Genomic DNA, 19,378 nt, shown 5'->3' with positions numbered 1-19,378 from the left:
GCCGCAGTGAGTTCTGCCCTGCCCACCACGCACCAGGCCTTGACCGTTCCCGAGGTCATGGCCGCCCTGCGGCTCAGCCGCTTCACCGTCTACAACCTGATCCGCTCCCGTGCCCTCCCGAGCTTCACCGAGGGCCGCTCACGCCGGATCCCTGCAGACAGCGTTCGCGCCTATCTGGAAGCCAAGTTGGAGGAAGCAGCCTGATGGCACGTAAGAGGAACCCGAACGGCGCCGGCAGTATCTGGCAGCGAAGCGACGGTCGGTACGAGGCGCGCGTCTACGTCCCCCAACCCGACGGCACCCGCCGCCGGAAGACCGTCTACGGCAAGACCTGGGAAGAGTGCGACACCAAGCGTCAGGAGCTGGTGCTGCGTGATCGCCAGGGCATCCCGACGCCGACCCGCTCGGCGAAGCTCTCCGAGTGGCTGCCGTTCTGGTTGGAGACGTTCGTCAAGGACGACCGCAAGAAGACCACGTACGCGAAGTACGAGACGCACATCCGCCTTTACCTCGTCCCGAATCTGGGCTCCAAGCGTCTGGAGACCCTGGGTGTGCCCGACGTACGGCGGATGCTCACCGCCGTGACCAAGCAGGCATCCGCCGCCACGGCCAAGGAGTCGCACCGCGTGCTGCGCAGTGCACTCACCGCCGCGAACCGGGAGGAGCTGATCAGCCGCAACGTGGCCCAGCTCGTGCCCGCGCCTCGCGTGGTCCAGCGGGAGCTGAAGCCGTGGGACCTCGACGAGACGCTGACGTTCCTGGAAGTGGCCCGGCGCGACCCGCTCTACGCGGCGTTCGTGCTGGCGGTGGCCCTGGGGCTCCGCCGCGGCGAGATCCTCGGGCTGCGCTGGTCGGACATCGATCTGGAGCGCCGGACGCTCACCGTGCGGAATCAGATCCAGCGCGTGCAGAAGGAGCTGTACGCGGACTCGACCAAGAACCGGCGGACTCGAGCCATCCCGATTCCGCAGATGTGCGTGGCGCCGCTGCGCTGGCAGCGGATGCGGCAGGCCGCGCTGCGGGCTGCCGCCAAGGAATGGGAGGAGAGCGACTACGTCTTCACGACACGCACGGGCAGGCCGGTTGAGCCGCGCAACCTCAGCCGGTCCTTCGAGCGGATCGGGCTGGACGCAGGCCTGCCGCGGATCCGGCTGCACGACGCGCGGCACGGGTGCGCCACGCTGCTCTTCGCGGCCGGGGTTCCGCCGCGGGTGGTGATGGAAATCCTGGGGCACTCACAGATCGCCGTCACGATGAACATCTACACCCACGTGACCGACGGCAGCAGGCGGGAGGCGATGGGGCACATGGACCGGCTGCTGCGCCGTCGGCGGCCGACCGAGTAGGCAACTGCCGTCACTTGAAACCGTCAAAGGCCCCCAACCAAGATCGGTTGGGGGCCTTCGTGCTGGTGGGCGTGGACGGTTTCGAACCGCCGACATCTGCTTTGTAAGAGCAGCGCTCTACCCCTGAGCTACACACCCGTGGATGAGTGGACAGCCTACATGCCAGGCGCACCCCCCACGCAAACCCGTATCCGTGGGGGAGAATGGACCGGGGCATGGCGGAGGCGGTACGGGAGAGGGATTGTGACGACGGCATCCCGCAGGTGGTTCGGCGGGCGGGACGAGAGTCGGCGGGCGGATGCGCAGGCGGCGAAGGACGCCGCCGCGGCCGCGTTCTACGAGCTGGACACCGCGCAGCGGGATCTGCGGATCTCCATGGAGACCATCGCGGCCGCCGACGGGTCGCCCGCGGCCCGGCAGGCCGGGGAGGGGTTCGCCGCGCTCGGGCAGCGGATCGACCAGGTCAGTCACGTGTACATCGAGGCCGTGGACGCGCACGACCTGGATCGCGTCGACCTTGAGGGGTCCGTCGCCGCGCGGGCGCGGGAGCAGCTGACCCGGGCCCGCGACGAGCTCGTACGGGTCAAGGGCGAGCTGGACCGGTTCGCGCAGGGGCTGCAGCCGCTGCTGGACAAGGCCGAGACGCAGCTGGCCCGGGTGGCGCCCGCGCGGGAGCGGGCCCGGGCCGCGCTGCTCGCGGCGAGCACCGCCCTGGACGACGTACGGGGCAAAGGGGTGCGGGCCGACGAGTTCGCGGCGCGGCTGGCCGCGCTCGGGCCCGAGCTGACGCTGCTGAACCAGGGCGCCGCGCAGCACGGGGTGCAGGAGACCATCCAGCGCGCGGACCGGATCCTGCGGGACGCGGAGGCCATACGGGCCGAGGTGGCGCGGCTCCCGGAGCGGGCCGCGGAGATCGACCGGCGGCTGGTGAGCCTGCGGACCCGGGCGCAGGCGCTGCGCAATCGGGCGGACCGGGTGGATCCGGTCCTCAGTGAGCTGCGCCGGCGGTTCAGTGCCGCGTGCTGGCAGGACCTGCAGCAGGTACCGGAGCAGGCCGTACGCGACGTGGCGCGGGCCGAGGAGCAGCTGCGGGAGGCTGCGCGGGCGCGCGAGGAGCAGCGCTGGGCGGACGTGGCGGCGCTGATCGAGTCGGTCCGGGGTGCGCTGGACGCCACCGACGAGGCGGTGTCGGCAGCGCAGGACCGGCTGTCGCGGCTGGAGGCGGTGGCGCGGGACCCGCAGGCGGAGGTGCAGCGGACCCGGTTCGCGATCCGGGATGCGCAGCGGCTGGCGATGGAGGGCCGCAGTGTGCCCGATCCGCGGCACGCGCGGCCGCTGGACGGGTCGGTGGCGCGGATGGAGCGGGCACTCGCCGCGCTGGAGGAGCGGCACCCGGACTACTGGCACTTCCTTCAGGAGATGGAGCAGGTGCGGGCGGACGTGGGGCGGGTCGTCTCCGACATCCGCGGCGGGCGCGCGAGCGGCTGAGGCCCCCACCCGGCTCGGCCCGGCCCTCCCCCGGTCCTCGGCCCGGCCCTGGCCCCGCCGCCGGCACCGGCCCGCCCCGTCCGCGCTTGTCGTGGCGGGGGCGCGGGCGGATGCTGGAAGGTGGTTGGAATAGGAGGGCGTGATGGCTGCCCACGTTTCGTACACCTCTGGTGCCTCCGGCGCACCGCGCACGACCGCATCCCCCGCTAACGCGCCGCACGCGGCCTACGGATGCCACGAGCCCCACGAGCACTACGCGCCGTACGTGTCCCACGGCCCGATCGAGCTGCCCGCCCCGCACGTCCCCTACCTGGTGCGGCGCATCGCGCGCCCCGTCAACACCCGGCTCGACGAGCACCTGCCCACCGACCACAAGCTCAGCCAGGTGTACCGGGTGGGCGCGGGCCTGATGGGTGCGCTGCTCATCGTCTTCGGGATCCTGGGGCTGATCGACCGGATCGGGTTCTTCGACACCGGCGGCGCCACGGTGCTCGCCCTGAACACCAACGGCGCGCTGAGCGTCCTGTCGATCTGCATCGGGCTGCTGCTGCTGGTGGGGATGGTGATCGGCGGGAACTTCGCCTCCACCCTCAACATCGTGCTGGGGATCGCCTTCATCGTCAGCGGGTTCGTGAATCTGGCCCTGCTCGACACCGGGATGAACTTCCTGGCCTTCAAGATCCAGAACGTGCTGTTCAGCTTCATCGTCGGCGTGATGCTGATGTGGTTCGGGATGTACGGGCGGGTGGGCAGCGCCCTGCCGCACGACAATCCGTACTGGCGGGCCCGCAACCCCGAGCAGGCGGCACGCGAGGACCGCGCCGCCGGGCTGGGTCACGGCTGATCCAGCCCGATCCGAAAGACACGGGCTGGGGCCGCCGGCAGGGCCCGGCTCTGTAGCCTGTGGCCATGCCTCGTTACGAATTCCGCTGCCGGACCTGCGAAGACACCTTCGAGGTCAGCCGGCCCATGGCCGAGTCCTCCGCTCCCGCCGACTGCCCGGCCGGGCACGCCGACACCGTGAAGCTGCTCTCCGCCGTCGCCGTGGGCGGCACGAGCAGCGCCCCCGCCCCGTCCGGCGGGGGCTGCTGCGGTGGTGGCGGCTGCTGCTAGGCCGTGTCGGCCTAGCGGGGCGTGTCTTGCCGCTCAGCCCGGCATGATCGGCGGGACACCCCTAGCGCTTGCGCGACAGGGTGAGGCCGTCCGAGATCGCGAGCAGGACCGACTCCATGCGGGTGTCCGCCGCGACGTGCTCGTTGTAGGCGCGCACTCCCGCCGCCGAGCCCGTCGCGGACTCGTCCAGGACGCTGCCGTGGAACAGGGTGTTGTCCGTGACGATCAGGCCGCCCGGGCGCAGCCGCGGAACGAGCTCCTCCCAGTAGGCGATCTGGCTTTCCTTGTCCGCGTCCACGTAGGCCATGTCGATGTGCGGCTCCTGCGGCATGGCGCGCAGCGTGTCCAGCGCCGGGGCGATGCGCAGGTCGATCCGGTCGGCGACGCCCGCCGCCTTCCAGGCCTCGCGCCCGTACGCCGTCCACTCCTCCGAGACGTCGCACGCGATGATCACGCCGTCCGGCGGCAGGGCCTGTGCCATGGACAGCGTGGAGAAGCCGGTGAAGGTGCCGACCTCGACGATGTGGCGGGCGCCGGTCAGCCGGACCAGGAAGGCCAGCAGCGGCCCCTGCTCCTCCGCCGACTGCATGCCGGCGACGTCGGGGAACTTCTCGTACGTCGTGGCCACCAGCCCCCGCTGGACCGGGTCCAGCGGGGGGTTGTGGTCGAGCATGTAGCGGTACAACTCGTCAGTGATCTTCGTGCTGTTGCCCTTGGTCATGTACCCAGTGTGCCGAGTCCGCCCACCGGTTGACCTACCGGCCGGCCCGCCGGTCGACCTACCGGCCGGCCCGCCCGTTCGGCCGGAGCGGCCTCAGCGCCCGGCGTCCCGGGCCACCGCCGCCGCGAACGCCCGTACGATCTCCTCGCCCGCCAGCACGCCCGCCGCGGCCAGGGCCGTGACCGTGGGCGCCGTCCAGCCCGTGTCGGCCAGCTCCCCGTGCCCCGGCCGCCAGGCCGCGTCCGCGGCCAGCAGCAGGTCCGCGTCGAGCAGCGAGTCGCCGGCGGCGAGGGTCGTGGTCGCACCGGTGCGGCGGGCCACCTCGTACATCGCCGCGCTCTTCGTCAGCGGCCGCGGCACGGCGTAGATCTTGCGGCCCTGGAGGGAGACCGTCCAGCCGCGCGCGTCGGCCCACTGCGTCAGCGCCTTGACCCACTCGTCCGGCACCAGGGCCCGCTCGACGACCAGGTACGTGAACAGGTCCTCCGCGATCCGGGCCTTGCGCAGCCACGCCGGGTCCGCCGTCGCCAGGAGGTGCGCGTGCACTTCCTCCAGCGGGGCGCATTCCTGGGCCAGCCGCGCCGCCACCTGGCGCCGCCAGTCCCGGTCCGGGAGGCCGTCGACCAGCAGCTGCCCGCCGTTGGCGCAGATCGCGTACGGCGCCGGCCGCCCGGGGAAGCGGATGCGCTGGTACTGCTTGCGCGTACGGGTCGTCGTCGGGACGAAGACCACCGCGGGATCGGCCGCCAGCTCGGTCAGCAGCGCCGCCGCGGTCTCCGTCATGTACGACAGCGGCTTGCTCTCGTGCACCTCGACGCACAGCAGCCGCGGGGCCACCGGGTCGGGCATGGTCAGGCCGAGCGCGGCCGTCGAGTAGATGAGCGTGCGGTCGAGATCACTGGCTACCAGGACAGTCACTTGGATGTCACGGCCTTTCCGTCGGCGCCGGTCGCGCCACGCGTGAAGCGGGGGTGGATGAGTCCTACGCAGGTGTAGGGCAGCCCGTCGACCTCTTCGACCGGCACGCCCCGCTGCTCGGCGAGCAGCCGTACGTGGTCCAGGTCGGCCCCGGCGCCGCGCTGCGCCAGGATCTTCCACGGCACGCGGCGCAGCAGCACCCGCGTCGTCTCGCCGACGCCGGGCTTGACCAGGTTCACGTCGTGGATGCCGTACTCCTCGCTGATCCGCTCGACGGCCGCCCAGCCCTCCCAGGTGGGTGTGCGGTCGGTGGCGAGGAGCTCCTTGACCTCGGCGTCGACGGCCTCGGCCACCTCGTCGAAGCGGGCGGCGACGGTGTCGATGAAGCCGGTGGAGACGTCGGCTCCGGCGAGCTCGCGGTAGAACTTCGCGCCGTGGAAGTCGGCGGGTCCGACCAGGTCGGACCTGAGGACCGTACGCGAGATCAGTCCGGAAACGGTGGAATTGAGGCAGGCGGAGGGGATCAGGAAGTCCTCGCGGGTGCCGTACGTGGACACGCAGGATCCGGGGTCGGCGAGGACCACGATCTCCGGGTCGAAGCCCGGGAACTCTCGGAGGGCCTGCGCGAGCTCCCGCGTGATGGCCCCCTTGCCGGTCCAGCCGTCGACGAAGACGACGTCGGAGGGGTCGTGGTGGGCGGCCAGCCAGCGCAGGGCGTTGGGGTCGATGCCGCGGCCGCGCACGATGGAGACGGCGTAGTGCGGCAGGTCCAGGCCGTGCCGGTACTGGGCCCAGCGGCGCATGAGGACGCCGACGGGGGTGCCGGCGCGGGCCAGCGAGACGAGCACCGGGGAGGGGGACCTCTCGGCGAGCACGGTCTCGGTGACCGTGCCGACGGCCCGGGCCATGCGGGCGGCGGAGGCGGTCAGCGCGCTGCGGTAGAGCTCCTGGTACCGGGGGGAGGGCTGGTACTCGACGGGCAGCGACTCGGCGTAGTGCGCGCCGCCGGCCTGGATGGCCTCCTCGCGCTCCTCGGTGGGGGCCTCCAGCGCCACGTCGGAGAGGTCCTGGAGCAGCCAGCCGCAGTCCTGCGGGGCGTACGAGGAGAAGGCGGGTCCGCGCAGCGGCTCGGGCAGGATCGGCTCGGTCATGATGGGCTCGGTCATGATCGGCTCCCGCCGGTCGCAGTGATCGTCACGGGAAGGCTCGGGGGCGTACGAGGGGACGTACGCGGGGACCAGCGCGAGCAGGACCCGGCCGGTGTGCGGGGCCAGGCGCGCGAGGAGCCCGTCGGGGCCGTGCAGCGCGGCGGTGTCCCCGTGGCTGTCGACGACGGCGACGACGGTGTCGAAGCCGGCGCCCGCGACGTTGTAGGCGTACCGGTCGCCGGGCCCGTCGGCGGGGGCGTCGTGGGCGGGGAAGACGAGCCGGGAGCGGATGGCGTACCCGGGGTCGTCGACGGCGAGCACGGGCGAGCGGGTGGTGGTCGAGAACCGGACCTCGGCCGCCGCCCCGGACTCCTCCAGGGCCCGCGCGAGGCGCAGCGGCGCGTACATCAGCTCCTCGTTGCCGAGTACGAGGACCCGCCCGGGTCCGGCTCCGAGCGCGTCGGCGAGCTGGCGGGCCAGCGCGGGCAGGGCCGCTTCGAGCCGGGCGCGGTGCTCGGGGGTGAACCCGTGCCGGCCGCCGTCGGGGACCCCGGCGGGCCAGTCCAGCACGATCCGCCGGGCGGGGGCGGCCGCGGCGGCCGGAGCCGGGGCGGGACCGCCCGCGCCACGGTCCTCGTACTCCTCGACCAGTGCCTGGCCCTTGGCCAGGACCCCTTCGGGGAGGTGCACCGTCCCGGAGGCGAGCGCGATCAGGTCGACGCGCGCGCCGATCTCGGCGGCGAAGGCGGTGAGCCGCTCGCGGTCGGCCGGGGAGCGCATGTCGACGAGGGCGACGACCACGTAGTGCCGGCGGGGGTGGCGGGCGTGCAGGTCGCGGATGGTGTTCAGGACCGTGTTGCCGGTGGAGAACTCGTCGTCGACGAGGACCAGCGGCCCGCTTCCGGCCAGCAGCTTCGGGTCCTGCGGCAGCAGCAGGTGGGAGGTGGCGTGCGAGTGGGCTTCCTCGAACCCGCCGGCGGGCTCGACACCGGGCACGGGGCGGCGGGTGGAGTGCAGGTAGGGGGCGGCGCCGAGCCCGTCGGCCACGCAGTGCCCGAGTCCTGTCGCCGTCTCCGCGTACCCCAGGACCACCGCGGCGGCGGCCTCGTCGCCCAGCAGGGCCCGCACCCGTTCGCCGAGTCCGTGCCCGGCCGCGTACACGGCCCGCGGGGACTGCGGGACGTGCTTGCCCAGCACCTGCGAGACCAGCAGGTGGGCCCGCTTGGGATTGCGCCGCAGGGCCAGCCCGAGCAGTTCGTCCAGCCGTGGCGAGCCCGGGTCGCCGGCCTCCTCCAGGCGTACGCCCAGCCGCTCGGCCACCCAGGTTCCCGACCACACCGCGTCGATCGTCTCGCCCTTCTCCGTAGTCTTCGCCGTCACGGGCCCGCTCACAGCTGGAGCCCGGCCGTGAGGAGGTCGACGAAGCCGACTTCCTCCTTCGCCACGCCGAAGACCTCGGCGCGCAGCATGGTGCGCTCGGCCCAGGCCCGGTGGGGCTTCACTTCGTTCATCTTGTTCGTGTAGGCGGAGCGCATGACTCCGCCGCCGCCGCGCTCGGGGCGCAGGATGTCCTGGGCGTCGCTGAACTCCTCGTGGGAGACCACCGACAGCGCGTGGACGGGGGTGACGTGGGCGGGGTGGATGCAGGTCTTGCCGAGGAGTCCGTTGGCCCGGTCGAGTTCGATCTCGCGCAGGAGCCCGTCGAGGTCGTGCTCGATGAGGGTGGTGCGCAGTTCCTCGGCGCCTTCCTCGAGGAAGGGGCTGCGGCGCAGCTGGGGCTTGAAGAGGCGCTGCTGGCTGCGGAAGTACTCCCAGACGGGTCCGGTGACGGTGAAGCCGGTGCCGTCGGCGCGGCTGAGCACGTTCACCACGTCGGCGATGACTCCGGCGACGATCTGGACGTCGTAGGCGGTCATGTCGGGGGTGCGGCGCAGTCCGTAGACCGAGCAGAAGTCGGTCACGCCGAGGCGCAGGGCCAGGACGCGGTCTCGGTAGCGGTTCACGGTGCGGGAGATGCCGGCGAGGGCTTCGACGCGGGTTTCGAGGTGGAGGAGGTCGGGGGTCTCCAGGACGGGCATGGCGTACAGCGGCTGCTGTCCGCCGGCCGCCTCCGCCTCGGCGACGGCGTCGAGGAAGGCGGTGCCGCGGCTCTCGGTGAACTTGGGGAGTACGAATCCGGCCAGTCTGCGGGCGGAGCCGCCGAGGCGGCGCACGAGGTCGGGTATCTGCTCGGGGGTGCGGACCCGGATGAAGAGGAGCGGGAGCTCTGCGCCGTCGGCGTCGAGGGCGGCGAACTGGCGGACGAGGTTGTCCTCGGCGTCGGCGACGTCGGCGTCGCTGATCGAATCCTCCAGGCAGAGGACCATGGAGACGACTCCGCGGGCGGCCTGCTTGTGGACGTCCCCGGCGAGGTTCGGGCGGGTGGCGGGGCTGTAGAGGGTGGCTCCGAGGGCGGCGGCGAGTATGCGGGCGGGGGAGGCGGCGGTGAACTCGGCCGGCTCCTGGTGGAAGAGGTCCTTACGGACGGTGGGCGATATGTGCCCAAAGTGACGCATGTACTTCCCCCGTACTGCCTCGGCGGCCCCAGTGGCGTGGCCGGTAATAGTACGTACGAACGTGAGTCAAGAGTTCCTCAAGTACATGAAGTTCAGGTAACCCTCTTGCACCATGCCCAGGTCTTTCTCCCGCGACAAGGCTCCACGGGGGGCCGCGTTGTTCCGCGCCGCCCCGGGAGGGCAGGATGACGGGCATGACGCACGCGATGCAGAAGGGCTCGAACATCCCGGTGACCGCCGTGGCGGTCCGGGCGGTGCTGCGCTGGACCGACGGCCCCGAGGTGCCGGACGTCGACGCCTCGGCGCTGCTCGTGGGAGCGGACGGGCGCGTGCGCTCGGACGAGGACTTCGTGTTCTACAACCAGCCCCGGCACCCCTCGGGGGCCGTCTGGCGGCTCGGGAAGAAGCAGATAGGCGACGGGATCACCGACGCCGTGCAGGCGGACCTGCGGGCGGTGCCGCCGGTGGTGGACCGGATCCTGGTCGTGGCATCCGCCGAGGACGTGCCGTTCCAGCAGGTCAGGGACCTGCGGATCCTGCTGTACGACGCCACGGCGACCGGCGGCTCCGAGCCGCTGGCCTTCTTCGACGTGCGGCCCGAGACCGGCGCCGAGACGGCGCTGATCTGCGGGGAGCTGTACCGCCGCGGGGACGGGTGGAAGTTCCGGGCGCTGGGCGAGGGCTACTCGAACGGCCTCGTCGGGCTGGCGACCGACCACGGGATCTCCGTGGACGAGAACGCCGCCGAGGGTGCCTCCGGGGCCGCTCCGGCCGCCGGCCCGGCCGACGAGCAGACGGCCCTGATGCGCCCGCCGGTCCCGCAGACACCCCCTGCGCCGCTGACGCAGGCCCCGCCCGCCGCGCAGCCGGCGTACGGGTACCCGCAGCCGGTGTCCCCGGCCCCGGTGCCGGTCCCGGGCGGCGACCCGACGTTCCGGCTGCCGGTGCAGGGCCCCCAGTTCCTCCGCCGCTGACGCGCCGTACCCGGCCGGGGGCGCGCGCCCCCGGTCAGGCCTTGGCGCTCTTGTAGCCGCGGCCCCACTGCAGGCCCCACCCGTACAACCGGTCCAGCTCGGCCTGGAACCCGTACACGAACTTCACCTCGCGCCGCACGATCAGCTCGCCCTTGACGTGCTCCATGGAGAGCACCGCGCAGGAGCGGGCCTGCGGCTGCCGTTCCTCCAGCGGGATCTCGATCCGCGGCCCGGTGATCGGGTAGAGGGTGATCATGGCGTGGGTCCGGTCGAAGGCCGGGGTCTGGTCGTAGATGTAGACGAACACCAGCAGCCGCTTGATCTCGTCGGCGTGGTCGAGATTGACGAAGACCGTCTCCCCCGACGGCGCCCCGAACCGGTCGTCGCCGCTGAGCTTCACGTACGGCGGGCTGTTGATGTCCCCGTGGAGGTTGCCCAGCGGCTGCACGACACCCCGGGTCCCGTCGGCCAGCTCGTAGAGGCAGCCGAGGTCGAGGTCGACGTTGACCATGCCCTGGGTGTGCGCCTGCACCATGTCGGGCTTGAACAGCTTGAACGGGTGGCGCAGGAGCCGGCCGCTCCCACCGCCCCCGCGGCCGCCGATGTCCGAGCTGCGCATGCGCCAGGACAGGTTGACCCGCAGGTTCCCGTGGACCGCCCCCTGTTTGGTCAGCGACACCGTCGGATGCCGTTTGGTCAGCTCGATCGCGGCCGAGCCGCCGCCCGAGTCGAACTGCAGGGCGCGGCTGCCCCTCATCCCGTCGAAGAACCCTTCGAAGAATCCCATTCCCCTGTCCCCCCTCATTCTGTGTAGGCGGGGCGGCCTACGCGGACGGGGCGGCCCGGCAGTCCGCAGACCAGCCCGGCCGCCCCGCAGTTGGAGCGTTCCGCATTAGCGCCGTGATCATGCCTCGGCGGTGGAACCCTCCAGTTCCAAACGCTTGTTGCGGCGCACCGAGGACCAGAAGGACCAGGCGATGAGCAGCACGCCGACGAGGCCGGTGATGACCTCGTGGATCTCGTACTGGATGGTGACGAGCAGGATGACGGCGAGCGCGCCGATGGCGTAGTGCGCGCCGTGCTCCAGGTAGACGTAGTCGTCGAGGGTGCCCTGGCGGACCAGGTAGACCGTGAGCGACCGGACGTACATGGCGCCGATGCCGAGGCCGAGGGCCATCAGCACGATGTCGTTGGTGATGGCGAAGGCGCCGATGACCCCGTCGAAGGAGAAGGAGGCGTCGAGGACTTCGAGGTAGAGGAACATGAAGAAGGCGGCCTTGCCGGCCATGGCGACGGCCGAGACGGGCTTGCCGCTCTTCTTGGCCGCTTCCTCGGCTTCGTGTTCGGCCTCTTCCTCTTCTTCGAGGCGGTTCTCGAAGTAGCCGGAGAGACCACCGACGATCATGTAGGTGATGAGACCGGCGATGCCGGAGACCAGGACGGTCTGCGCCTTGTCCACGTGCGTCCCGCCGTGCTGGTGGGCGTTGGCGGCGAAGGTCATGGACGTGATCAGCAGGGCGATCAGCGCGAGGCACGCCGACAGCATGTCGATCTTGCCGAGCTTGGCGAGCGGGCGCTCGAGCCACGCGAGCCACTTGATGTCCCGGTCCTCGAAGATGAAGTCGAGGAAGATCATCAGAAGGAACATGCCGCCGAAGGCCGCGATCGCCGGGTGGGCGTCCGTGACCAGCTGCTGGTACATGTCCTTGTCGTTCAGCGCCAGGTCGACGGCCTCGATGGGGCCGATGCCGGCGGTGACCGCGACGATCACGACGGGGAAGACCAGGCGCATGCCGAACACGGCGATGAGCACGCCGACCGTGAGGAAGATCTTCTGCCAGAAGGCATTCATCTTCTTCAGGATTCCGGCGTTGACCACCGCATTGTCGAAGGACAGCGAGATCTCAAGGATGGACAGGATCGCGACGATCCCGAACGCGGTCCACCCCCCGTAGAACACCGCTGCGACCAGACCGAGCGCAGTGACTGCGAACGACCAGCCGAAGGTTTTGAGAACCACTGGCACCCCATCGTCTTGTACGGCTTTACGAAACGTTGACCCCGAAGTCTAGAGCGATGCCCCGGAGCCCCGACGCGTACCCCTGCCCCACCGCCCGGAACTTCCATTCGCCGCCGTACCGGTAGACCTCCCCGAAGATCATCGCGGTCTCGCTCGAGGCGTCCTCGGTGAGGTCGTAGCGGGCCAGTTCCTGGCCGTCCGAGTCGTTGACCACGCGAATGAAGGCGTTGCTGACCTGGCCGAAGCTCTGCCGGCGGGCCTCCGCCTCGTGGATCGAGACCGGGAAGACGATCTTGTCGACCTCGACCGGCACCTTGGTCAGGTCGATGATGATCGATTCGTCGTCGCCCTCACCCTCGCCGGTGAGGTTGTCCCCCGTGTGTTCGACGGAGCCCTCGGGGCTCTTCAGGTTGTTGTAGAAGACGAAGTACGCGTCCCCGAGGACCCGGCCGTCGCGGCACAGCAGCGCGCTGGCGTCGAGGTCGAAATCGGCCCCCGTGGTCGAACGCGCGTCCCATCCGAGACCGACCAGGACCCGGGTGAGGTTCGGTGCGGCCTTGGACAGGGAGACGTTGCCCCCCTTGGCGAGTGTGACGCCCATGTTGTGGTCCTCCCCGGACGACGTGGTGATCGCGGCGCGCCCCGCGTGGCGGGCCGCCGGTGGATCTCGGCGGTGCACCTCTGCGGTGCACCGTCGCAAAGCACGTCCGGCGCCGTACACACAGTGCACGGCGCCGGACGGGTGACTGCTGGCAGGCTCAGACGTTGACGCCGAAGTCCTGCGCGATGCCGCGCAGGCCGGAGGCGTAGCCCTGGCCGATGGCGCGGAACTTCCACTCCGCTCCGTTGCGGTACAGCTCGCCGAAGACCATGGCGGTCTCGGTCGAGGCGTCCTCGGAGAGGTCGTAGCGGGCGAGCTCGCTGTTGTCGGCCTGGTTCACGACGCGGATGTACGCGTTGCGGACCTGGCCGAAGCTCTGCTGGCGGCTCTCGGCCTCGTAGATCGAGACCGGGAAGACGATCTTGGCGACATCGGCCGGGACACCGGCCAGGTTCACCTTGATCGCCTCGTCGTCGCCCTCGCCCTCACCGGTGGTGTTGTCACCGGTGTGCTCGACCGAGCCGTCCGGGCTCTTCAGGTTGTTGAAGAACACGAAGTTCGAGTCGTTGGCGACCTTGCCCTGGTCGTTGGTCAGGATCGCGCTGGCGTCGAGGTCGAAGTCGACACCGGTGGTGGTGCGAGCGTCCCAGCCCAGACCGACGATGACCGCCGTCAGATTCGGCGCGGCCTTGGTCAGCGAGACGTTTCCGCCCTTGCTGAGGCTGACTCCCACGGGTCCTCCATTGGGTTCATGTGTGGGGCGGCGCCCCGTCGTGCGGTTTCTACCGGGATCAACGCTTCGATCCTAGTGACGGGTTCCCGCCTGTCGGCGTCTTTCCCGGTGAACAGTTCACGGAACCCGCCCGAAGCGGGTTCCCGGGCGCTCCCGGAGACTCCTCAGAGGCTGTCGAGGGCCTTGATGTACTCGTTCAGGTCACGCGCGTCGGGCAGGCCGTTGACGACGGTCCAGCGCACGATGCCGTCCTTGTCGATGATGAAGGTGCCGCGGACCGCGCAGCCCTTCTGCTCGTCGAAGACGCCGTACGCGCGGGAGGTCTCGCCGTGCGGCCAGAAGTCCGAGAGGAGCGGGTAGTCCAGGCCCTCCTGCTCGCCGAAGACGCGCAGGGTCGGCACGGAGTCGTTGGAGACCGCGAGGAGCTGGACGTCGTCGTTCTGGAACCGCGGCAGCTGGTCGCGCAGCTCGCACAGCTCGCCGGTGCAGACACCGGTGAAGGCGAACGGGTAGAAGAGCAGCACCACGGCCTTCTCGCCGCGGAAGTCGGAGAGCCGCACGGTGGCGCCGTGGTTGTCCTTGAGCTCGAAGTCCGGGGCCTTGCTGCCGACCTCGATCGCCATCTCTCGCATCCCTTCGTTCCTGCATCCCTGCGTTGGGCTGTTCGGGTGGGTCCAGCCTAGGGGGGCCGGGGCCCCGGAACGCACGCACCCCGCCGACCGGAAGGGAATCCGGCGGGCGGGGTGCGTGTCCGCTTGGCTGCGGGGGAACGGCTCAGCGCTTGGCCTTGGCGGCCTTCGGCGTCACCAGCTTGGTGGAGGTCCACTCCTTGCCGACGGGCAGGCCCTTGGCAAGCGAGAGGCCGGCCGTCTCGGCTGCCTCGCTGATGTCGCTGGCCTCGACGTAGCCGTCACGGCCCGTCTTGGGGGTCAGCAGCAGGATCAGTGCGCCGTCCTCGACCAGCTCGGTCGCATCGACCAGGGCGTCCGTCAGATCGCCGTCTTCGTCGCGGAACCACAACAGCACCGCGTCGGCGACGTCGTCGTAGTCCTCGTCGGCGAGCTCGCTGACGAGCTTCTCGACGGCGTCACGGAATTCCTGATCGACGTCGTCGTCGTAGCCGATCTCCTGGACCACCTGTTCGGACTGGAAACCCAGCCGGGCGGCCAGGCTCTCCGCGTGGTCCGCGGTCGCGCTCACGGGGTGCCTCCTGCTCATGTTCGGTGAATGTCTTCGGCGGCGCGCGTACGCGCAGCATTGGGCGTAGTCCACACGGGCGCGGCGGATCGCGCAAGTACCCGGCCGTCGAGACCGTCGAAACGGTGACGATTACGGCCGTCTCGCCGCAACTTTCAGCCTTCCCGTATGCACGTCTGGTGATTCATCCCACACCATTCCAGCTCATTCGGCATCATCGGCGACGCTCGGCGGCTTTCCTACCTGTTTGAGGGACGAACGGTCTTGCGAGCCCGCCGATCTTCCTGGGCGTAGGGTGGCGATCGGCCGGACCTGACGCTCACGGCGCCCGAATCTCCGCGGACTCCAGTGATTACCCAGTGGTACGGGTGACGATTCCGACCGAGCGTAAGACGATGGGAGGCGGCGAAACCCCATGGCACGACTCCCCTGACAGCGAAGGAACAGCGTGGCTTCCGCATCCGATCGCAATCCGATCATCATTGGCGGCCTGCCGAGCCAGGTCCCGGACTTCGATCCGGAGGAGACGCAGGAGTGGCTCGACTCCCTGGACGCAGCCGTCGACGAGCGGGGCCGTGAGCGCGCCCGCTATCTGATGCTGCGGCTGATCGAACGGGCACGCGAGAAGCGCGTGGCCGTGCCCGAGATGCGCAGCACGGACTACGTCAACACGATCGCCACCAAGGACGAGCCGTTCTTCCCCGGCAACGAGGAGATCGAGCGCAAGGTCCTGAACGCCACCCGGTGGAACGCGGCCGTCATGGTCTCGCGCGCCCAGCGTCCCGGGATCGGCGTCGGCGGTCACATCGCCACGTTCGCCTCCTCCGCCTCCCTCTACGACGTGGGCTTCAACCACTTCTTCCGGGGCAAGGACGAGGGCGACGGCGGCGACCAGATCTTCTTCCAAGGCCACGCCTCCCCCGGCATCTACGCGCGCGCCTACCTCCTGGACCGGCTCTCCGAGCAGCAGCTCGACGCGTTCCGGCAGGAGAAGTCGAAGGCCCCGTACGGCCTGTCCAGCTACCCGCACCCGCGGCTGATGCCGGACTTCTGGGAGTTCCCGACCGTCTCGATGGGCCTCGGTCCGCTCGGCGCGATCTACCAGGCCCGGATGAACCGGTACATGGAGGCGCGCGGGATCGCGGACACCTCGAAGTCACACGTTTGGGCGTATCTCGGCGACGGCGAGATGGACGAGCCGGAGTCGCTCGGCCAGCTGTCGATCGCCGCCCGCGAGGGCCTGGACAACCTGACCTTCGTCGTGAACTGCAACCTGCAGCGGCTCGACGGCCCGGTGCGCGGCAACGGCAAGATCATCCAGGAGCTGGAGTCGCAGTTCCGCGGCGCCGGCTGGAACGTCATCAAGCTCATCTGGGACCGCTCCTGGGACCCGCTGCTGGCGCAGGACCGAGACGGCATCCTCGTCAACAAGATGAACTCGACGCCGGACGGCCAGTTCCAGACGTACGCCACCGAGACCGGCGCGTACATCCGCGACCACTTCTTCGGCGACGACCAGCGGCTGCGGGCGATGGTCGAGAACATGAGCGACCAGCAGCTGCTGCACCTGGGCCGCGGCGGCCACGACCACAAGAAGATCTACGCGGCGTACGCGGCGGCCAAGGCCCACAAGGGCCAGCCGACGGTGATCCTGGCGCAGACGGTGAAGGGCTGGACGCTGGGCCCGAACTTCGAGGGCCGCAACGCGACGCACCAGATGAAGAAGCTGACGGTCGACGACCTCAAGCGCTTCCGCGACCGCCTGCACATCCCGATCACCGACGCACAGCTGGAGAACGGCGCCCCGCCGTACTACCACCCGGGCCCGGGTTCGCCGGAGATCCAGTACATGCACGACCGGCGCAGCTCGCTGGGCGGCTACGTGCCGACCCGCGTGGTGCGGGCGAAGCCGCTGCAGCTGCCGGACGAGAAGACGTACGCGGCCGCCAAGAAGGGTTCGGGCCAGCAGTCGATCGCCACGACGATGGCCTTCGTGCGCATCCTGAAGGACCTGATGCGGGACAAGGAGATCGGCAAGCGGTTCGTGCTGATCGCCCCGGACGAGTACCGCACGTTCGGCATGGACGCGTTCTTCCCGAGCGCCAAGATCTACAACCCGCTGGGCCAGCAGTACGAGGCGGTCGACCGCGACCTGCTGCTCGCGTACAAGGAGTCCCCGACCGGCCAGATGCTGCACGACGGCATCTCGGAGGCGGGCTGCACGGCCTCGCTGATCGCCGCGGGTTCGGCGTACGCGACGCACGGCGAGCCGCTCATCCCGGTCTACGTCTTCTACTCGATGTTCGGTTTCCAGCGCACGGGTGACCAGTTCTGGCAGATGGCCGACCAGCTGGCGCGCGGTTTCGTCCTGGGTGCGACCGCCGGCCGGACCACCCTGACGGGTGAGGGCCTGCAGCACGCCGACGGTCACTCGCAGCTGCTGGCGTCGACCAACCCGGGCTGTGTGGCCTACGACCCGGCGTACGGGTACGAGATCGCGCACATCGTCCAGGACGGCCTGCGCCGCATGTACGGGCCCGAGTCGGAGGACGTCTTCTACTACCTGACCGTCTACAACGAGCCGATCCAGCACCCGGCCGAGCCGGCGGGCGTCGACGTGGACGGCATCCTCAAGGGCATCCACCGGGTGTCCGAGGGCTCGGCGGGCTCCATCGGGGCGCAGATCATGGCCTCGGGCGTGGCGGTGCCGTGGGCATTGGAGGCCCAGCGGATCCTGGCCGAGGAGTGGAACGTCCGGGCGGACGTCTGGTCGGCGACCTCCTGGAACGAGCTGCGCCGCGAGGCCGTCGAGGTGGAGGAGCACAACCTGCTCCACCCGGAGGAGGAGCAGCGCGTCCCGTACGTGACGCGGAAGCTGTCGGGTGCCGAGGGGCCGTTCGTGGCGGTCTCGGACTGGATGCGGTCCGTCCCGGACCAGATCTCGCGGTGGGTGCCCGGCGCGTACACCTCGCTGGGTGCGGACGGCTTCGGCTTCGCGGACACGCGTGGCGCGGCCCGTCGCTTCTTCCACATCGACGCGCAGTCGGTGGTGCTGGCGGTGCTGACCGAGCTGGCCAAGCAGGGCAAGATCGACCGTTCCGCGCTGAAGCAGGCGGTGGACCGGTACCGGCTGCTGGACGTCTCGGCGGCCGACCCGGGCGCCGCGGGCGGCGACGCGTAGGTCCCGTCCCGGGCGGGATCCGCGCGAGACGGACCAGGCGGGCCCCCGGCAGCGCCGGGGGCCCGCTTCGCTTTACCAGTTCCTTACGATGCTCCGTATGAAGGAACCCTCCCGCCAGCTGCGGTGGGAGCGGCGGAGCCAGACCCCGCTGCTCGTGCTCGCCGTGGCCTTCACCGTGGCCTACGCCGTGCCGATCGTCGTGCCCGACGCGAACGCGGGCGTGCACCGGGCGTGCACGGTCACCGAGTGGGTGGTGTGGGGGGCGTTCGCCGCCGACTACCTGATGCGGCTGGGCCTGTCGACGGCCAAGAAGGCCTTCGTGCGCACGCACTGGCTGGACCTGGGCGCGGTGCTGCTGCCGATGTTCCAGCCCCTGCGGCTGCTGCGGCTGGTGTCCACGCTGCTGCTGGTGGGCCGGCGGGCCCGGATGGCCCCGCAGATCCGGCTGACCACGTACGTGGCGGGGGCGGTGGTCGGGCTGCTGATGTTCGGCTCGCTGGCCGTGCTGAGCGTGGAGCGCGACGCCCCCCGGGGGAACATCAAGAACCTGGGCGACGCCGTGTGGTGGAGCTTCACCACGATGACGACGGTCGGTTACGGCGACCACTCGCCCACCACCGGGCTCGGCCGGATCATCGCCGTGGGGCTGATGCTGTCGGGGATCGCGCTGCTGGGTGTGGTGACCGCCAACATCGCGGCCTGGTTCATCTCCCGGTTCGAGCGCGACGACCGGGTGGAGCGGGCGCAGACCGCCGCGATCGCCGAACTGGCGGCGGAGGTACGGGCGCTGCGCGCCGAGATCGGGCGCCTCGGCGGGTCGGCGACCGCTCCGGGCGCGGGAGCCGCTCCGGGCGCGGGAGCCGACGTACCGGCCCAGGTGCCCGAAGCGGTCCCGGCGGCGGACGCGGCTACCGCTCCCACACCTTGAAGGCCCTGACCAGGTAGGGCGATTCGGGCAGCCAGACCCCGTCGCCGGGATAGGTCTGGAACTCGCCGGTCTCCGCGCACTCGGCCGACTGGTAGGTGGTCACCGGCCGTCCGATGCGGTTGATCAGCGACTGGGCGCTGGTCCCGGCGGGCAGTGCCGTACAGCTGTTGATGTCCAGGGTGCTCAGCTCGTGGGCGTGGCGGGTGCCCTTGAACTCCGGCTTCGCCCACAGGCACAGCTGCCCGGTGGCGCAGGCGGGGACCTTGCCCGGCGGCGGACCGGCGGCGTGTGCGGCGCTTTCCGTGCCCGGGATGAGCGCGGCGAGGGCGAGGACGGTCGCGGCCAGGACGGTGGTGGACCGTGCGGGTGAACTCGTACGCATGACGGGTCAACTCCTTGTGGACGACGGCGCCCCGGACGGTTCCGGAGCGCCTCGGACACCACGCTGACCTGCG

Annotated in this window: 19 protein-coding genes and 1 tRNA gene; 8 read left to right on the top strand and 12 right to left on the bottom strand. The window is 70.7% G+C overall.

The window, feature by feature from the left end; translation table 11 throughout:
• The first annotated feature begins 6 nt into the window (after positions 1–6).
• Complete coding sequence (locus K7B10_RS27360) at positions 7–204, top strand: helix-turn-helix domain-containing protein (protein ID WP_033225951.1); 198 nt, start codon at positions 7–9, stop codon at positions 202–204.
• Positions 204–1,346, top strand: coding sequence for a site-specific integrase (locus tag K7B10_RS27355; RefSeq protein ID WP_229340009.1), 1,143 nt, complete (start codon positions 204–206; stop codon positions 1,344–1,346). The genes K7B10_RS27360 and K7B10_RS27355 overlap by 1 nt, the downstream gene beginning before the upstream one ends.
• A gap of 63 nt (positions 1,347–1,409) precedes the next feature.
• On the opposite strand, the gene K7B10_RS27350 is transcribed toward K7B10_RS27355, so the two are convergent.
• Positions 1,410–1,484: transfer RNA gene (locus K7B10_RS27350), tRNA-Val, on the bottom strand.
• 105 nt (positions 1,485–1,589) lie between these two features.
• Between K7B10_RS27350 and K7B10_RS27345 the strand changes: the two genes are divergently transcribed.
• The 3 genes from K7B10_RS27345 (at position 1,590) to K7B10_RS27335 (ending at position 3,947) form a co-directional block, all read left to right on the top strand.
• Positions 1,590–2,834 carry a hypothetical protein gene (locus tag K7B10_RS27345; protein ID WP_229340007.1) on the top strand — a complete coding sequence of 415 codons (1,245 nt, stop codon included), beginning with the start codon at positions 1,590–1,592 and terminating at the stop codon, positions 2,832–2,834.
• A gap of 142 nt (positions 2,835–2,976) precedes the next feature.
• Positions 2,977–3,678 carry a DUF4383 domain-containing protein gene (locus tag K7B10_RS27340; RefSeq protein WP_229340005.1) on the top strand — a complete coding sequence of 234 codons (702 nt, stop codon included), beginning with the start codon at positions 2,977–2,979 and terminating at the stop codon, positions 3,676–3,678.
• Between the two features lie 65 nt (positions 3,679–3,743).
• Complete coding sequence (locus tag K7B10_RS27335; RefSeq protein ID WP_030160452.1) at positions 3,744–3,947, top strand: FmdB family zinc ribbon protein; 204 nt, start codon at positions 3,744–3,746, stop codon at positions 3,945–3,947.
• Between the two features lie 61 nt (positions 3,948–4,008).
• Here the strand turns inward: K7B10_RS27335 and K7B10_RS27330 are convergent, their stop codons facing one another.
• The 4 genes from K7B10_RS27330 to K7B10_RS27315 all read right to left on the bottom strand — a co-directional run bounded on the left by K7B10_RS27330 (position 4,009) and on the right by K7B10_RS27315 (position 9,289).
• The gene (locus tag K7B10_RS27330; RefSeq protein WP_229340003.1) at positions 4,009–4,668 is read right to left on the bottom strand and encodes an O-methyltransferase; all 660 of its coding nucleotides are present in this window, start codon (positions 4,666–4,668) and stop codon (positions 4,009–4,011) included.
• 93 nt (positions 4,669–4,761) lie between these two features.
• Positions 4,762–5,586, bottom strand: coding sequence for an HAD family hydrolase (locus K7B10_RS27325; RefSeq protein WP_229340002.1), 825 nt, complete (start codon positions 5,584–5,586; stop codon positions 4,762–4,764).
• Positions 5,583–8,114 carry a phosphoribosyltransferase gene (locus tag K7B10_RS27320; protein ID WP_229340000.1) on the bottom strand — a complete coding sequence of 844 codons (2,532 nt, stop codon included), beginning with the start codon at positions 8,112–8,114 and terminating at the stop codon, positions 5,583–5,585. The genes K7B10_RS27325 and K7B10_RS27320 overlap by 4 nt, the downstream gene beginning before the upstream one ends.
• Positions 8,115–8,122: 8 nt before the next feature.
• Entirely contained in the window at positions 8,123–9,289 is a 1,167-nt protein-coding gene (locus tag K7B10_RS27315) for an HpcH/HpaI aldolase/citrate lyase family protein (protein ID WP_229339998.1), read from the bottom strand.
• Between the two features lie 194 nt (positions 9,290–9,483).
• Between K7B10_RS27315 and K7B10_RS27310 the strand changes: the two genes are divergently transcribed.
• The gene (locus K7B10_RS27310) at positions 9,484–10,263 is read left to right on the top strand and encodes a TerD family protein (RefSeq protein ID WP_229345443.1); all 780 of its coding nucleotides are present in this window, start codon (positions 9,484–9,486) and stop codon (positions 10,261–10,263) included.
• 34 nt (positions 10,264–10,297) lie between these two features.
• Here K7B10_RS27310 and K7B10_RS27305 read toward each other — a convergent pair whose 3' ends face one another.
• From K7B10_RS27305 to K7B10_RS27280, 6 genes are all read right to left on the bottom strand, one after another.
• Positions 10,298–11,050 carry a Tellurium resistance gene (locus K7B10_RS27305; protein ID WP_229339996.1) on the bottom strand — a complete coding sequence of 251 codons (753 nt, stop codon included), beginning with the start codon at positions 11,048–11,050 and terminating at the stop codon, positions 10,298–10,300.
• A 117-nt stretch (positions 11,051–11,167) separates the two neighbouring features.
• Entirely contained in the window at positions 11,168–12,283 is a 1,116-nt protein-coding gene (locus tag K7B10_RS27300) for a DUF475 domain-containing protein (RefSeq protein ID WP_229339994.1), read from the bottom strand.
• 25 nt (positions 12,284–12,308) lie between these two features.
• Positions 12,309–12,884, bottom strand: a complete 576-nt coding sequence (locus K7B10_RS27295) for a TerD family protein (RefSeq protein ID WP_030160469.1) — start codon at positions 12,882–12,884, stop codon at positions 12,309–12,311.
• Between the two features lie 157 nt (positions 12,885–13,041).
• Entirely contained in the window at positions 13,042–13,617 is a 576-nt protein-coding gene (locus K7B10_RS27290) for a TerD family protein (RefSeq protein ID WP_030160471.1), read from the bottom strand.
• Between the two features lie 164 nt (positions 13,618–13,781).
• The gene (locus K7B10_RS27285; RefSeq protein WP_134075355.1) at positions 13,782–14,240 is read right to left on the bottom strand and encodes a peroxiredoxin; all 459 of its coding nucleotides are present in this window, start codon (positions 14,238–14,240) and stop codon (positions 13,782–13,784) included.
• 151 nt (positions 14,241–14,391) lie between these two features.
• Positions 14,392–14,817: a DUF3052 domain-containing protein gene (locus tag K7B10_RS27280; RefSeq protein ID WP_030009300.1), complete on the bottom strand. Its 426-nt coding sequence runs from the start codon at positions 14,815–14,817 to the stop codon at positions 14,392–14,394.
• A gap of 445 nt (positions 14,818–15,262) precedes the next feature.
• Here K7B10_RS27280 and aceE point away from each other — a divergent pair, with 445 nt between their 5' ends.
• Both aceE and K7B10_RS27270 read left to right on the top strand, forming a co-directional pair.
• Positions 15,263–17,995, top strand: coding sequence for a pyruvate dehydrogenase (acetyl-transferring), homodimeric type (aceE, locus tag K7B10_RS27275; protein ID WP_229339992.1), 2,733 nt, complete (start codon positions 15,263–15,265; stop codon positions 17,993–17,995).
• 97 nt (positions 17,996–18,092) lie between these two features.
• Positions 18,093–18,923 (top strand): potassium channel family protein, encoded by an 831-nt coding sequence (locus tag K7B10_RS27270; RefSeq protein WP_229339989.1) that lies wholly within the window; start codon positions 18,093–18,095, stop codon positions 18,921–18,923.
• On the opposite strand, the gene K7B10_RS27265 is transcribed toward K7B10_RS27270, so the two are convergent.
• Positions 18,904–19,305, bottom strand: coding sequence for a peptidase inhibitor family I36 protein (locus K7B10_RS27265; RefSeq protein WP_229339987.1), 402 nt, complete (start codon positions 19,303–19,305; stop codon positions 18,904–18,906). The two genes, K7B10_RS27270 and K7B10_RS27265, sit on opposite strands and share 20 nt — an antisense overlap.
• Positions 19,306–19,378: the final 73 nt, after the last annotated feature.

This window comes from Streptomyces flavotricini, assembly GCF_020639365.1.
In the GTDB taxonomy this organism is placed as follows: Bacteria; Actinomycetota; Actinomycetes; order Streptomycetales; family Streptomycetaceae; genus Streptomyces; species Streptomyces flavotricini.
This window is presented reverse-complemented; position numbering and strand designations above follow the sequence as displayed.

Coding starts and splice junctions, on each gene's coding strand:
- K7B10_RS27305 (WP_229339996.1), bottom strand. CDS start 11,050: ATGGGATTCTTCGAAGGGTTCTTCGACGGGATGAGGGGCAGCCGCGCC.
- K7B10_RS27335 (WP_030160452.1), top strand. CDS start 3,744: ATGCCTCGTTACGAATTCCGCTGCCGGACCTGCGAAGACACCTTCGAG.
- K7B10_RS27310 (WP_229345443.1), top strand. CDS start 9,484: ATGACGCACGCGATGCAGAAGGGCTCGAACATCCCGGTGACCGCCGTG.
- K7B10_RS27285 (WP_134075355.1), bottom strand. CDS start 14,240: ATGGCGATCGAGGTCGGCAGCAAGGCCCCGGACTTCGAGCTCAAGGAC.
- K7B10_RS27315 (WP_229339998.1), bottom strand. CDS start 9,289: ATGCGTCACTTTGGGCACATATCGCCCACCGTCCGTAAGGACCTCTTC.
- K7B10_RS27340 (WP_229340005.1), top strand. CDS start 2,977: ATGGCTGCCCACGTTTCGTACACCTCTGGTGCCTCCGGCGCACCGCGC.
- K7B10_RS27295 (WP_030160469.1), bottom strand. CDS start 12,884: ATGGGCGTCACACTCGCCAAGGGGGGCAACGTCTCCCTGTCCAAGGCC.
- K7B10_RS27330 (WP_229340003.1), bottom strand. CDS start 4,668: ATGACCAAGGGCAACAGCACGAAGATCACTGACGAGTTGTACCGCTAC.
- K7B10_RS27355 (WP_229340009.1), top strand. CDS start 204: ATGGCACGTAAGAGGAACCCGAACGGCGCCGGCAGTATCTGGCAGCGA.
- K7B10_RS27265 (WP_229339987.1), bottom strand. CDS start 19,305: ATGCGTACGAGTTCACCCGCACGGTCCACCACCGTCCTGGCCGCGACC.
- K7B10_RS27270 (WP_229339989.1), top strand. CDS start 18,093: ATGAAGGAACCCTCCCGCCAGCTGCGGTGGGAGCGGCGGAGCCAGACC.